The sequence below is a fragment of the Massilia sp. Soil_C_3 genome, from assembly GCF_057657035.1.
Map to the genome: position 1 here is coordinate 38,684 of NZ_JBDGJG010000013.1, position 13,983 is coordinate 52,666.

14 protein-coding genes are annotated in these 13,983 nt (G+C 67.5%); 3 read left to right on the top strand and 11 right to left on the bottom strand.

The window, feature by feature from the left end; genetic code table 11:
* Window positions 1–12: 12 nt before the first annotated feature.
* The gene (gene pdxR / locus AC3A6F_RS23200; protein ID WP_487685614.1) at window positions 13–1,551 is read right to left on the bottom strand and encodes a MocR-like pyridoxine biosynthesis transcription factor PdxR; all 1,539 of its coding nucleotides are present in this window, start codon (window positions 1,549–1,551) and stop codon (window positions 13–15) included.
* 74 nt (window positions 1,552–1,625) lie between these two features.
* Here pdxR and AC3A6F_RS23205 point away from each other — a divergent pair, with 74 nt between their 5' ends.
* Window positions 1,626–2,174 carry an FMN-binding negative transcriptional regulator gene (locus tag AC3A6F_RS23205; protein ID WP_487685617.1) on the top strand — a complete coding sequence of 183 codons (549 nt, stop codon included), beginning with the start codon at window positions 1,626–1,628 and terminating at the stop codon, window positions 2,172–2,174.
* 21 nt (window positions 2,175–2,195) lie between these two features.
* Here AC3A6F_RS23205 and AC3A6F_RS23210 read toward each other — a convergent pair whose 3' ends face one another.
* From AC3A6F_RS23210 to AC3A6F_RS23220, 3 genes are all read right to left on the bottom strand, one after another.
* A complete protein-coding gene (locus tag AC3A6F_RS23210; protein ID WP_487685620.1) occupies window positions 2,196–2,840 on the bottom strand; it encodes a DUF4142 domain-containing protein in 645 nt (214 codons plus the stop codon).
* Between the two features lie 125 nt (window positions 2,841–2,965).
* A complete protein-coding gene (locus AC3A6F_RS23215) occupies window positions 2,966–4,627 on the bottom strand; it encodes an acid phosphatase (RefSeq protein WP_487685623.1) in 1,662 nt (553 codons plus the stop codon).
* Between the two features lie 264 nt (window positions 4,628–4,891).
* Window positions 4,892–5,362 (bottom strand): GyrI-like domain-containing protein, encoded by a 471-nt coding sequence (locus AC3A6F_RS23220; protein WP_487685626.1) that lies wholly within the window; start codon window positions 5,360–5,362, stop codon window positions 4,892–4,894.
* Window positions 5,363–5,465: 103 nt separating this feature from the next.
* On the opposite strand from AC3A6F_RS23220, the gene AC3A6F_RS23225 reads away from it, so the two are divergent.
* Together AC3A6F_RS23225 and AC3A6F_RS23230 are read left to right on the top strand one after the other, a co-directional pair.
* Window positions 5,466–6,053, top strand: a complete 588-nt coding sequence (locus AC3A6F_RS23225; protein WP_487685629.1) for an O-methyltransferase — start codon at window positions 5,466–5,468, stop codon at window positions 6,051–6,053.
* A gap of 109 nt (window positions 6,054–6,162) precedes the next feature.
* Complete coding sequence (locus AC3A6F_RS23230; protein ID WP_487685631.1) at window positions 6,163–6,792, top strand: head GIN domain-containing protein; 630 nt, start codon at window positions 6,163–6,165, stop codon at window positions 6,790–6,792.
* 8 nt (window positions 6,793–6,800) lie between these two features.
* Here the strand turns inward: AC3A6F_RS23230 and AC3A6F_RS23235 are convergent, their stop codons facing one another.
* The 7 genes from AC3A6F_RS23235 to cydD all read right to left on the bottom strand — a co-directional run bounded on the left by AC3A6F_RS23235 (window position 6,801) and on the right by cydD (window position 13,970).
* The gene (locus AC3A6F_RS23235) at window positions 6,801–7,127 is read right to left on the bottom strand and encodes a DUF4326 domain-containing protein (protein ID WP_487685634.1); all 327 of its coding nucleotides are present in this window, start codon (window positions 7,125–7,127) and stop codon (window positions 6,801–6,803) included.
* 48 nt (window positions 7,128–7,175) lie between these two features.
* A complete protein-coding gene (locus AC3A6F_RS23240) occupies window positions 7,176–7,496 on the bottom strand; it encodes an ArsR/SmtB family transcription factor (protein ID WP_109345315.1) in 321 nt (106 codons plus the stop codon).
* A gap of 131 nt (window positions 7,497–7,627) precedes the next feature.
* Window positions 7,628–7,777: a cytochrome bd-I oxidase subunit CydX gene (gene cydX / locus AC3A6F_RS23245; protein WP_487685638.1), complete on the bottom strand. Its 150-nt coding sequence runs from the start codon at window positions 7,775–7,777 to the stop codon at window positions 7,628–7,630.
* Window positions 7,778–7,800: 23 nt separating this feature from the next.
* Window positions 7,801–8,958 (bottom strand): cytochrome d ubiquinol oxidase subunit II, encoded by a 1,158-nt coding sequence (gene cydB / locus AC3A6F_RS23250; RefSeq protein WP_487685641.1) that lies wholly within the window; start codon window positions 8,956–8,958, stop codon window positions 7,801–7,803.
* A 4-nt stretch (window positions 8,959–8,962) separates the two neighbouring features.
* Window positions 8,963–10,573 carry a cytochrome ubiquinol oxidase subunit I gene (locus AC3A6F_RS23255; protein ID WP_487685644.1) on the bottom strand — a complete coding sequence of 537 codons (1,611 nt, stop codon included), beginning with the start codon at window positions 10,571–10,573 and terminating at the stop codon, window positions 8,963–8,965.
* A gap of 38 nt (window positions 10,574–10,611) precedes the next feature.
* On the bottom strand, window positions 10,612–12,288 hold the full coding sequence (locus AC3A6F_RS23260) for an amino acid ABC transporter ATP-binding/permease protein (protein WP_487685647.1): 1,677 nt from the start codon (window positions 12,286–12,288) through the stop codon (window positions 10,612–10,614).
* The gene (gene cydD / locus AC3A6F_RS23265) at window positions 12,285–13,970 is read right to left on the bottom strand and encodes a thiol reductant ABC exporter subunit CydD (RefSeq protein WP_487685650.1); all 1,686 of its coding nucleotides are present in this window, start codon (window positions 13,968–13,970) and stop codon (window positions 12,285–12,287) included. The genes AC3A6F_RS23260 and cydD overlap by 4 nt, the downstream gene beginning before the upstream one ends.
* Window positions 13,971–13,983 lie beyond the last annotated feature (13 nt).

The window sequence follows — 13,983 nt, forward strand, 5'->3', positions numbered from 1 at the left end:
ATTTACAGGCGCTCAGTTGCGCGGCCACTGGCCCTCGATCACCCGCGCCAGCGCCTCGACGCCCTTCCGGATCGCCTCTGGCTTGACCGCCGAAAAGCCGAGCAGCAGGCCTGGCGCTACCGCGCAGGCGGGCGTGGCGGCGGCGTTCGCGTAATACCCGAGCGGCCGCAGCTCGATACCGGCCTCCAGGGCCGCCTGCGCAACGCGCGCCTCATCCGGGATGCGCCCCTTGCGGTCCGGCCTGAAATGCGTGCACAGGTCGAGTCCCACGTCGGCCGGCCCGCAGGCGAGGCGCTCGCCGAGCCGGTGTTCCAGCGCCGCCATCAGGGCCGCGCGCCGTTCGGCATAGGCCTCGCGCGTGCGCCGGATATGGCGCATGAAGTGGCCATCGGCGATAAAGTCCGCCAGCACCGCCTGCGGCAGCATGGCGTGGTGCATGTCCACCACCGCCTTGGCGCGCGCCAGCGGCTCGGCCAGCGCCGGCGGCGCCACCACATAGCCCAGGCGCAGCGCCGGGAACAACACCTTCGACAGGGTGCCGACGTAGATCACGCATCCCGCGCGGTCCAGGCTTTGCAGCGAGGCCAGCGGCGGCCCGGTGTAGCGGTATTCGCTGTCGTAGTCGTCCTCGATCACCCAGGCGCGCTTGGCCGCGGCCCAGCGCAACAGTTCCAGCCGGCGCGCCAGGCTCATGGTCGCGCCCAGCGGTAGCTGATGCGACGGCGTCGCGAACACCAGGCGCGCATCGGGATAGTGGCGCGCGCCATAGGCCACGTCCATGCCCTCGCTCGTCACCGGCACGGTGCGGATGCGCGCGCCGGCCACCAGCATCGGCGCGCAGGCGCCCTGGTAGCCGGGCGACTCGACCCAGACTTCGTCGCCCGGCGCCAGCAGCAGCTGCGTGAGCAGGTACAGCGCCTGCTGCGAGCCCGAGGTGATGACGATCTGCTCCGGCGTGCAGACCACGCCGCGCGAGGCGCGCAGGTAGGCGCACAGCAGCTCGCGCAAGGGGGTGTAGCCATTGGCGGGCCCATAGCCAAGGTAAGGACCTCGCAGTGCATGGCGCAGGTGGCGCGCTTCGAGCTTGCGCCACAGGTCGAAGGGGAACAGGTCCAGGCCCGGCATGCTGGGGCGGAAGGCGCGCACCGGGCCCTCGTAGAGACGCCGCGTCCCCATGGCCTCCGCCAGCACCGCACCGCGCTCCGGCAGCGCGCGCAGCAGTCCCGGCGCTGCCGGCGCCTGGCGCGCCAGCGGCAGGGCTTCGTCGACGAAGGTGCCCTGCCCCACGCCGCCGCGCAGATAGCCTTCGCTGGTGAGCTGGTCGTAGGCCGCCAGCACGGTCTGGCGCGACACGCCGAGCTGCCGGCACAGGTCGCGCGTGGCCGGCAGGCGCGCACCCGGCGCCAGCGCGCCGTGCAGGATCGCCTCTTTCAGGCGGGCGTACAGCTGGCGAAACAGTGGCGCATCGCTGCTGCGGTCGAGCGACGCGCCGGCGATCAGGTCATGGACGTGCATGGCGGATGGCGAAGAATTGGTACGCCCATCTTCCATGGAATTGGCTATTTCAGCAAGCCAAAGCACAGTCTACGATCAGGGTCTCGATCTTCATCCAGGAGGATGTCCAGATGTACTGCCCTGCCCGTTTCATGCAATCCGAATCTGCCCCGATGCACGCCCTGGTCGCCGACCATCCGCTGGGCATGCTGGTCACGCAGCGCGACGGCATGCCCGACGCCGATCACTTGCCGTTCGAGTTGCTGCTTGATGAAGGCGTGCTGCGCGGCCACGTGGCGCGCGGCAATCCGGTATGGCGACGTGCGGGGCAGCGGGTGCTGGTGGTGTTTCGCGGGCCGTCCGGCTATGCGACGCCGGACCGGATCGAAAAAGCAGAAAATGGCGGCCGGGTGGTGCCGACCTGGACTTATAACGTGGTGCACGTGCACGGCACGCTGCGTGCGATCGACGATCGGGACTGGCTGCGCGCGCTGGTCGAGCGCCAGACCGACCGCCAGGAAGCGGCGCTGCCGGATCCGTGGTCGGTCGACGATGCGCCGCCCGATTACACGACCAAGCTGCTGGCCGCCATCGTCGGCATCGAGATCGCGATCGACCGCATCGAGGGAAAGTGGAAAAGCGAGCCGCCGCCGCGGGTGGCAACGGCCCAGCTCGCTTGAGAACTGCTTAGTGAGAACTGTTTAGTGGCTGGAACCGGTATGGCCAGCAGCGCCGGTGCTGCCGGTGCTGCTGGACTTGCCCTGCGCCAGTTGCTCGGCATGCTTGAGGTGCTCCTGAACGACCGGGATCGTCTTGTCGACCTGGCCCTTGACGTCAGCATCCTTGGCGCCTTTCGACGCCTTTTGCAGCTTGGCCAGGGTTTCCTTGTGCGCACCGACGCCGCCCTGCTTGACATAGGCCTTGTCGAAAGCGTCGCCCGACAGTTTCTCGAGCTTGGCCGACATGGCCTTGTGCTTGGCGTCGAGCTCGGTCGGCAGCGTCACGCTTTTCGATTGGGCAAGGGTCTGCACCTCGGTCAGCGCCTTGCCGTGATCGTCGACCATTTTTTGCGCGAAGGCTTTTACTTCGGCGTTCTGGCTCTTGCTTTGCGCCAGCTTGCCCATTTCAACCTCAGCCATATTCGACATCGCCATATCGGTGATCGCCTTGCGGTCGGCGCTGTTCAGCTTGGCGTCGCTGCTGGCGGTGGCCGACGTCGCGCTGCTGCCCGACTGCTGGCCGGCCTGGCTGGATTCGCCGGTCTGCGCCTGCGCGCCGACTGCACCGAACATGGCGGCGGCAACCGATACCGCCAGCAGGCGCTTGATCATGGGTTTTTTTTGCATTTCGCTCTCCGTTGAAATAGTTGGATGAGCCGAGTGTAGTCCCGTCTGTTCAAGGCTAGCGCGCGTTAGCCGACAAGCAATTTCGAGCAAAAAAGCCAGCCCGGACAGGCTGGCTTTTTTGCCGATCAGCGGAAGCTGAGCGTTGCCGTCAGGTCGCCCGGCCCACGTGCGCCGCGCGCTTCGAAAGCGGCGTTGCGGGTAGCCAGGCCCTCGAGCAGCGGCAGGCCGTGCAGGCGCGTGATGAAGCGCAGGATCGAGGTCGTGTCGTAGAAATTGTGGTCGACCGCGCCGCGCTTGGCGTGCGGCGACACCACGATCGCCGGGATGCGCGAGCCCGGGCCCCAGCGGTCGCCTTGCGGCGGCGCTACATGGTCCCACCAGCCGCCGTTCTCGTCGAAGGTGATCACCACCACCATGTCTTTCCACTGCGGCGATTTCTTCAGGTGCTCGATGATATTGGCCACGTGGGCGTCGCCCGACTCGATGTCCGAGTAACCGGCGTGCAGGTTCAGGTTGCCTTGCGGCTTGTAGAAGGCAACCGCCGGCAGCTTGCCGGCGACGATGTCGGCGATAAACTTGTTGGAGATCGGGCTGTCGCCCAGGCCACCGTCGCGCAGGTGGTCCGCGCGTTCTTTCGTGCCCGGCGCAAACTGCTTGAAGTAATTGAAGGGCTGGTGGTGGTACTGGAAGTTCGGCCGCTCGCCGGCGCCGCGGCCGTCCAGTGCCGCCTGCATGCCGCCGCCATACCAGGCCCAGCTCACGCCCTTCTTCGACAGCAGGTCGCCGATCGTGTCATAGGTCTGCGGCGGCAGGGTCGACCCATCCGCTGGATCGGCGTGCAGCGGGTCGCCGTCGAAGGCCGGACGCACCCAGCTCGGTTGATAGGGGGGCGCCATCGTGTTGACGGCATAGCCGTCGGGCGTCATCGCGCCGTTGCGCACGAACTTCGGCTTGCCTTCGAGCGCCGAGGCCGGCGAATCGGGGGCCAGCGTCAGGCGCACGCCCTGCGGACCGTCGTCCAGCACGGCGATCTTGTTCTTCGCCGCTGTTTCGGAGGCATTGAAGTATTCGGGCACACGGCCGCTGATCAGGAACTGGTGGTTCAGGTAGGAGCCGCCAAACGCCGCCATGAAGAAGTTGTCGCACAGGGTGAACTCGCGCGCGATCTGGTACAGGCCCAGGTTTTTTGCCGTCTCGCCGTAATACCCCATCACCATGCCGCCGGCATCGGACCAGGCGGCAAAGCCGTCGTTACGGCCGCCATTGATCTGCATCTGGTTGTGGTAGAACTGGTGCACCAGGTCGCGCGTGATGACGCCTTCCGGCAGCGGCTTGCCCTCCACGTCCGTCAGCTTGTACGGCGCGTTCGGCAGGTTGGCCGACTGGGCTTCGGTAGTGATGTAGTCCTTGCCGCCGATGTTCTGGCGGCCCGGCACCACGCCGCCCCAGGCCTTGGGCAAGGTTGGCAAGATCGAACCATCGCGGTCGCGCTGCTGGACGCTGGTTACCGGCACGCTCGCCAGCGGCACGGCCAGGCCGGGGAAGTCGGCGAACAGGTTGTTGAAGCTGCGGTTTTCCAGGTAGATCACGACCACGTTCTTGACGCGGGCACGCAGCTTGGCGTCGAGCGAGCCCTTGGCGGCAGGCTTTGCCGCGGCTGCCTGGCTCACACCGGGCAGGGTGGCGGCGGCGCCGACCGCAGCCGCGGCCTGGAAGATGCGCCTGCGCGCCGGATTGTCTGGCTGGATGGACGCCTCGGGTCCGTGGGTTTGATCTTGATCTTGCACGTATCGCTCCTCTTGCTGTCGGCCCTGGCGGCCGCAAAGGAAATATTATGCGCGCAATTTACAAATGGAAACAATCAGGAGCAAATAAAGTGTGCTGCGTCAAAGAGGCGTCACATTTCGAGGGCACAATGCAAGTGCTCCTAGGGAAGGGCACTTGGCGGTGCAAACCGCCCTACCGGCGCCGGCGGTCGGGAAACATACCGGCACCAATTCCTCTAATGCAGGCCTACATGTGTGGGCCTGCATTTTTTCTTGCTTCCCGCTTTAGCCGTATAGCGGAATCAGGATGTCGTAGGCATTGTCTGGCCGCGCATCGTCGTCGACCGTCGGCGTATAGCGGCGGTCGTAGCGCTGCAGGCGGATGCCGTCCTCGTCTTCTTCCATGCCCAGTTGCTCCATGGTCGCGATGCCGGTCACAGTGCTGGCCTGGGCGTGCACCATGGGCCCGCGATGGGTCATCAGGGCGTAACGGCGTGCAGGGATCCGGATGGCGATCATGCCGGGAGGAAGGTTGTTGAGGTCTGCGACTTCGACGGCGATACATTCGAGTTTCATGCCGCCATATTGCGGCATGCGTACGCCATAGTGCAGACCATCGGTCTCGCCGAGTTCGGCCTCGCGGGCAAGGAAGGATTTCCAGATCTCTGGCAACTCCGTTTCCAGAACCGAGGCGGGCCCTGCGACAGGCAGCCCGGCGAGCTTCATTTCAGGTAGTGTAACGGTTGAGATGTGCATGATAGTGGCTTGCTTATGGACGAAAAGATTATAGCCTTATCTCTTCGACAATATTAGCGCCCACGCAATCGTGCGGATCGATTCTCGTGTCAAAAGGAGAACAATGTTGCCTACCTCACTCAAAGCATTGCTGAAAGAGCTCGAAACCTTCGGCATCAACCATGACGCGGCGCCCGATAACCGCACGCGCCGCCTGCTCAACATCACCCACGACACCGGCGAATTCCTGGCGGTGCTGGTGCGCGCCATGGGCGCCCGCCGCGTCCTCGAGATCGGCACCTCGAACGGCTATTCCACCTTGTGGCTGGCCGAGGCCGCGCAAGGCATCAACGGCAGCGTCACGACGGTCGAGCTGTCGGCCGGGAAGGTCGCGCTGGCCCGCGAGAATTTTGCGCGCGCGTGTTTACAGGATCGCATCGTGCAGGTCGAAGGCCAGGCGGCCGACTTCCTGGCCAGCAGCGCCGACGAATCGTTCGACCTGCTCTTCCTGGACTCCGAGCGCAGCGCCTATCTCGGCTGGCTGCCGCAGATCGAACGCATCCTGCGTCCGGGCGGGCTGGTGGTGGTCGACAACGCCACTTCGCACGCCCAGGAACTGGCGCCCTTCATGCAGGCGCTGCGCTGCGCGTCCGGCTGGAGCACCAGCCTGGTCCCGGTCGGCAAGGGCGAGTTCCTGGCGACGAAGCATTGATTCCGAGCCCCGTGCAGTTCAGGCACGGTTTTGTGCAGTCCATCGCACGGGGCGCGCAAGGCAAGGACGCGCTCCCTAGAATGGTTTCATCAACTTACCGGAGACCACCATGAAACGCGCCGCCATCGCCGCCCTTCTCGCCCTTGCCTCCCTGTCGGCCCAGGCCGCCGACCAGGTGCGCAACGTCACGCCGTTCAAGACCATCGATGCGCGCGGCCCGGTCAGCCTGGTGGTCGAGGTGGGCAAGGCCCATTCGGTGCGGATCGAGGGCAACCAGAAATTCATCGACCGCGTTACGACCGAAGTCGTGAACGGCGAGCTGCGCCTGGGCTTCGAAGACAAAAACAGGAACAACGTCAATATCAAGGATGGCGAGCGGGTGGTCGTCACGATGCCCGAACTCGCCAGCTTCCGCGGCGAAGGCGCCGGCTTGATGGTGCTCAATAACGTTCGCGGCGATAACTTCGATGTCAACTACCGCGGCGCCGGCAGCCTGCAGATGAGCGGCCGCGTGGGCCACCTGCGACTGAATGCCGAGGGCGTGGGCGAGGTCGTCGCCAAGGACCTGGTTGCGCAGGATGCCGACGTCACCTTCCGCGGCATCGGGGAAGTGTCGGTGCATGCCAAGAACCGGCTCAATGCCAGCGTGCAGGGCCTGGGCAACCTGACCTATTACGGCCAGCCGCGTTCGGTCAGCCGCTCGGTGTCGGGCATCGGCAACGTCACTGCCGCCAAGTAACGCCAACCCTACCGATTAACCCGGTCGAGCAACACTTGCGCATGACAAGGCCCGTCGAGCCGGCACCAGCAGGCCAGATGATGCCCGCGCAGGATGCTCTGTGCCTCTTGCGCCAGCTGGCGGCCTTCGGGATCGTCGTCCAGCCAGCGGCGGTAGGCCGCCACTGCCTCTTCCACCGTGGGCATCGCCACGTAGCGCCCGACCGGCGTGCCCGGCGCCACGTCGGGCAGCACCGAGAATGGATTACCCCAGCGGCCCGGGCGCGCCACCGAAATCGTGTTCGGCGGCATGCGCCAGCCCTTCTTGCGACTCAATTGCACGCGGTGTGGCGTCATTGGCTTTCCTCATGATTGGCTGTGCGCCGGCGCATCCGGCACAAGCCATCATACCGGGGCCAGGCGCTCCTGCATCGACTGCGCGCCAGCGCTGCCGCAAGTGGAAGCGAGGAACTCCATCAGGCGCTGCAGGGTCTCCAGGCGCGCCGCATAGATGATGTAGCGGCCCTGCTGGCGCGGCGACACCAGGCCGGCGTGGGTCAGCTCCTTGAGGTGGAACGACAGCGACGACGCGGGCATTTCAAGGGCGGCGGCGATATTGCTGGCGGACTGACCCTGGGGACCGGCCTGCACCAGCAGGCGGAAGGCGGCGAAGCGCGATTCCTGGGCGAGCGCGGAAAGTGCCGCGATGGCGAGATTGGTTTGCATGCGAACAGTACTCTTTCGAATCAAGGGCCAGCGCATCGATGCTGGAGCCACGGTTCGAATACTGTCGAAAGACTTTGACATGGTGATGACAAAACGCGCGCCGGAGCCAACGCCCCGGCGCGCGCGAGCCGTCAGGCGCGCTTGCGCAGCGATTCCTGCACCGGCTGCACCGACAGTTCCTTCTGCTTGGCCGCATCGTCCATCAGCTCATACCACATCGCGTTCAGCACGCCGAACGCCGCTGCCAGCGGCAGTCCCAACAACCAGGCGAAATACCACATGATGGTGTCCTTTCTTTCTTCGATTAGTAGGCGTGGCCCTTGCCATCGCGGATTTCAGTGGGATTCACCTTGCCCCACAAGACCTTGTAGACCCAGCTGGTGTACATGATGATCAGCGGCAGGAAGATGCAGGCGCAGACCAGCATGATGAACAGGGTCAGGTGGCTCGACGAGGAATCCCACACCGTCAGGCTGGCCTGCGGCTGGATCGACGACGGCAGGATGAAGGGGAACATCGAGGCGCCCACGCTCAGCACGATGCCGGCGACCGACAGGCTCGAGGTCAGCATCGCCACGCCTTCCTTGCGCTTGACCAGCGCCATCCAGGTCAGCAGCGCGCCGACGATGCCGGCGCCTGGGGCCAGCAGGGTCCATGGATGGGCCGCATAGTTGGCGAACCAGGTGCCGGCGACGCCGGCCTGCACGGTCTTGAACAGCGGGTTCGATGGACCGGTCGTCACCAGCTCGCTCGTAATGCGATAGCCGTCGACCACATTCCACAACAGCGCGCCGGCCACGGCGTACAGCGCCACGGTGGCGAGTGCCGCGCGGATGCCCCAGGTGCGGGCGCGGCTGGCCACCAGGCCATCGGTCTTGAGCACCAGCCAGGCCGCGCCATGCATCACCAGCATCGCCACCGACACCAGGCCGCACAGCAGCGCGAACGGATTCAGAAGCCCGAAGAAGCCGCCCTCATAAAAGATCTGCATATCGGATTCGATGCGGAACGGCACGCCCTGCAGCACATTGCCCATGGCGACGCCAAAGATCAGCGCCGGCACGAATCCCCCGACGAACAGCGCCCAGTCCCAGGCCGCGCGCCATTGGGTGCTGTCACGCTTGCTGCGGTATTTGAAACCGACTGGGCGCAGTATCAGTGCCAGCAGCACGGCCGCCATGGCGAGATAAAAGCCCGAGAACGAGACCGCGTACAGCTGCGGCCAGGCGGCGAAGATGGCGCCGCCGCCCAGCACCAGCCAGACCTGGTTGCCTTCCCATACGGGGCCGACGGTATTGATGACGACCCGCCGTTCGAGGTCGGTCTTGGCCACGAAAGGCAGCAGGGTGCCGGTGCCGAGGTCGAAGCCGTCGGTGACGGCGAAGGCCACCAGCAGGACGCCCAGCAGCACCCACCAGATGACACGCAGGGTGTCGTAATCGAGATGCATATGAAGAACCATGTCGTTACTCCGCAGTGATCATTGGCGCAGTGCGCATTGCCGGCGTGGCGCCGACCAGGGGGCTGTGGGTGCCCGGCGAGTGCTCGACTTCATCCTCGGGCCCCTTGCGGATGGCCCCCAGCATCAGCTTCATCTCGACCACGATCAGGATCGAGTACAGCACCACGAAGCCGATCAGGGTGGCCAGCACGGTCTGAATGCCGATGTTCGACACCGCGACCGCGGTCGGCAGCACGCCTTCGACGGCCCATGGCTGGCGACCCAGTTCGGCCACGATCCAGCCGGCTTCGGCGGCGACCCACGGCAGCGGGATCGACCACACGGCGACCTTCAGCAGCCATGGATACGCGTCCAGGCGACGGCGCGCCGACAGCCAGAAGAACACCGCGGTGAGCACGATGAAATACAGCCCCAGGCCGACCATGATGCGGAACGACCAGAACAGCGGCGCCACTTGCGGCACGGTGTCGTTCGCGGCCTGCTGGATCTGGGCCTCGGTGGCCTGGCGCGGATCGTCGACATAGCGCTTGAGCAGCAGCGCATAGCCCAGCACCTTGCTGTTCTCTTCGAACCTGGCCTGCAGCTCGGCCGGCACGGGGCCCTTGCCGCCGAGGGCGCGGATCTGCTCCAGCGCGTCGTAGGCCAGGATGCCCTGGCGCACGCGCACCTCGGCCAGCTTGACCAGGTCGTTGATGCCCGGGATCTCGCTGGAGATCGAACGGGTGCCGATCAGCCCCATCACCCAGGGAATGTGGATGGCGTAATGGGTTTCGCGCGCCGCCTGGTCAGGAAAGCCCACCGCGGTGAAGGCGGCCGGCGCCGGCTGCGTGTCCCACATGGCTTCGACCGCGGCCAGCTTCATGTGCTGGTGCTCGGTGGCCAGGTAGCCGCTTTCGTCGCCCAGCACCACCACCGACAGCGAGGCGGCCAGGCCGAACGAGGCGGCTACCGTCATCGAGCGCTTGGCCAGTTCGATGTGACGGCCCTTGAGCAAATACCAGGCCGAGATGCCGAGCACGAACAGCGCCGCGATCACGTAGCCTGCCGACACGGTGTGCACGAACTTGGCCTGCGCCACCGGATTGGCCAGCACCGCGCCGAAGTCCGACACCTCCATGCGCATGGTCTGCGGATTGAGCGACGCGCCGACCGGGTTCTGCATCCAGCCGTTGGCGATCAGGATCCACAGCGCCGAGAAGTTGGTGCCGATGGCGGTCAGCCAGGTCACCATCAGGTGCTGGCGCTTCGACAGCCTGTCCCAGCCGAAGAAGAACAGACCCACGAAGGTCGCTTCGAGGAAGAACGCCATCAGGCCTTCGATGGCCAGCGGCGCGCCGAACACGTCGCCGACGTAGTGGCTGTAGTAGCTCCAGTTCATCCCGAACTGGAACTCCATCACCAGGCCGGTGGACACGCCGATGGCGAAGTTAATCCCGAACAGCACGCCCCAGAACTTGGTCATCTGGCGCCAGATCGGGCGGCCGGTCATCACGTACACGGTTTCCATGATGGCGATGACCATCGACAGCCCCAGTGTCAGGGGAACGAACAAAAAGTGGTACAGCGCCGTGAGGGCGAACTGTAGTCGGGAGAGCCCGACGACGTCGAGATCCATGGTGAATCCTTTCTTATTGATGAATCGATGGTGGTGTTCTAGTCGTGACGCAGCGCCAGCAGCGCCGCGTCGAATCCTCGTGTCCCGCGCCGGTGGTCCGCGACCAGGCGGCCCGCCCGCATCACCAGCAGGCGATCGGCCAGCCGGGCCTCGCGCGCCAGGTGGGTGGCCACCAGCACGGTGCGGCCGTGGGCATGCCGGGCCAGGCGTTCCAGCACGTCGGCGGCGGTGGCGGCGTCGAGCGCCTCGGTCGGCTCGTCCAGCAGCCAGAAGCTGGCCCGGCGCAGCAGCAGCCGCGCCAGCGCCAGGCGCCGCGACTGTCCGCCGGACAGGCCCAGGCCGCCCTCGCCCAGCGGTGTATCGAGGCCGCGCGCCAGTTGGCGCACGTCGGCCTCGAGGCCGGCGGCGCGCAGCGCTTCCCACAGCTGCTCGTCGCCCGCCAGCGGATCGGCCAGGCGCAGGTTGTCGCGCAGGCTGTCCTGGAACAGTTCGGTGCGCTGGGTCAGCCAGGTGGCGGGCAGCGCCCTCACCTGCCCCGCATGCAACGCCAGTTCGCCGGCGACCAGGCCGAGCAAGGTCGACTTGCCGGCGCCGCTGCCGCCGACCACGGCAACCCGCTCGCCGCGCGCGATGCGCAGGCTGACCTCGTGCAGCGCGGCGCCCTCGCGGCCCGGATGCACGACGCTGGTGTCGCACAGCAGCAGCGCCTCATCCTCGCCAGGCGCGCCGACGGCCACGCCGTTATCCGCGTCTGGGCGCAGGCGCGGGCCCACGCGGCGCGCCGCCAGCCAGCTGCGGCCGGCCTCGATGGCGCCGCGGCGTATGGCGGCGAACGGTTCCAGCGCGGCCAGCGCGATCAGCAAGGCCAGCGCCGCCAACGGTGCCCCCACTCCCAGCGCGGCGACCGCCAGCAAGGTCGCCGCCACTGTGACGTGGCCGCCCACCGCATACGTCCAGCCGGCGCCCGTCTCGAGCCGGTGCAGGGCGTCGTCGGCAAGCGCCAGCTTGCCGTCGGTCTGCGCCAGGCGCGCGCACTGGGCCGGCAGGCGCCCGGCCATGGCAAGATCGGTCTGGCCGGCCACCAGGTCGATCGCCTGGGACCGCAGCCGCTCCAGCGCGCGAGCGCGGCGCAGCGCCAGCGGGCGGGCCAGGCGGGCCACGACGACGGTCACACCCCAGCCGAAGGCCAGCAGCCAGGCGAACATCGCCAGCCCCAGGCGCCAGTCGAGATTGGCCAGCACCACGCCGGCCAGCAGCGCTGCACCGAGGGCGGCGATGGCCGGCACGATCAGGCGCAGGTAAATCGATTCGAGCGCGTCGATGTCGCCGGTCAGGCGGTACAGCAGGCGCGCGGGGCGGCGCAGCAAGGCGCGCGCGGCCTGCGGGCCGGCCCAGCCGCGAAACAGCCGTTCGCGCAGCGCGGCCAGCACGCCGAGCGTCGCGTCATGGGTCACCATGCGCTCGGCGTAGCGGCCGAAGGTTCGACCCAGCGCCAGCAGACGAATCGCGGCGCTCGGCACGAAGACGTTGAACATGACCATGCCGCCGGCCAGGCCGGCCAGCGCGGTGGCGGTGATGAACCAGCCCGAGGTGCCCAAGAGCGCCATCCCGGCCAGCACCACCAGCGTGGAGAGGAAGGCGCCAAGCGCCATGCGGCGTCCTCCCGTTTTCAGGAACAGGGCAAGCACCGCTTGCAGGTCGTGACGGGATTTCATGCTGCGCTCCGTTTGGTGAAAGGTTCGCCGAGGCGCACCACGCGTCCCAGGCGCGCGGCCAGGGTCAGGTCGTGGGTGGCGACGATCAGGGTGCGGCCCCGGGCCAGTTCCACCAGCGCGTCGATCACGCCGGCGGCGGTGTCGCGGTCGAGGTGGGCGGTGGGTTCGTCGGCCAGCAGCAGGCCGGCATGCGGCGCGCACACCGCGCGCGCCAGCGCCAGGCGTACCAGCTCGCCGCCCGACAGGCCGAGACCGCCCTCGCCCAGGCTGTCGCCCGGCGTCGCGTGACCCACCTGACCCAGGCCGGCGCGGCGCACGGCGGCGCCAACCGCCGCGCTGTCGATGCCGTCGCGCTCGAGGGACACATTGCCGCGCACCGAGCCCGAAAACACGTGCGGCTTCTGGCCGATCCAGGCCATGCGAGCGCGCAGGTCGGCGGCCGACTGTTCGCCCTGCGGCACGCCGCCGATGCGCACCCCGCCGCCGCTGGCCGGCGCCAGGCCCGCGATGACCGACAGCAGCGTGGTCTTGCCGCTGCCGCTGGGGCCGACCAGGGCCACGTGCTCTCCGGCGCGGATGGTCAGGTCCTCGCCATCGAACAGCGGCGCTTCGCCGGGATGCTGGAACACCAGGCCGTCGATATCGACCGAAGGCGCCACCGGCGCGGGGCCGGTACGCAGCGTGCACTGCGGCGCCAGCGCACCCGGCAGCGCCAGGCCGGCGTGCTGGAGCTGTTCCAGCTCCTTCAGCGCCGCCTCGCCCGCGGCCTTGTCGTGCCACACGGCCGCCAGTTCACGCAGCGGCTCGAAGAAGGCCGGCGCCAGCAGCAGGATGAACAGGCCTTCGGCCAGCGTCAGGCGCACGCCCCAGCTGCCAGGGCCGATCTCGCCCAGCAAGTGAAAGCCCACATAGACGGCGACCAGCGCCACGCCCAGCGCCGAGAACAGTTCCAGCGCGGTGGAAGACAGGAAGGCGATGCGCAGCACGCGCATGGTGCTGGCGCGCACGCTTTCGGCGCTGGCGCGCACCCGCTGCGCGGTGAGGTCCACGGCGCCAAGGGCGCGCAGGGTCGACAGGCCGCGCAGGCGATCGAGCAAAAAGCCGCTCATGCCGCCGATGACCTGCAACTGCGCTTCGCTGGCCGCCTTGGCGCGCCAGCCGATGACGGCCATGAAGACCGGGATCAGGGGCGCGGCCACGACCAGGATCAGGGCTGCGGTCCATGAGAAATAGAAAACGACGAGCGCGATCGCGGGCGGCACCAGCATCGTGCGCATGCGCGCCGGCTGGTAGCGCAACAGCCAGGGCAGCACGGCTTCGGCCTGCTCGGCCAATGCGCTGGCGGCGCGGCCGCTGGCCAGGCGTTCGCGATCCAGCGGCGAGCGCGATGCCAGGGCCTGTGCCGCGTCGCCGCGCAGCTGGGCCAGGTGCAGGCGCGAGGCCGCGAACAGGCGGCGCGCGCCCCAGGCTTCGCTGCTGGCGCGCAGCACGCCCAGCGCCAGGAAGGCACAGGCCGGCGCCAGCATGTCCGCCAGGCCGGCGCCATTGGCCAGTCGCTGCACGGCATGGGCCAGCAGGGCTGCCTGCGGAATCCACAGCAGCGCCGCCGCGCTCATCACGAAGGTGGCGCTGCGGGTGGAACGGACGTGCGTGGCCGGGCCACGGCCTTGGCGGCGAAGCATGGTGGTTCTCCAG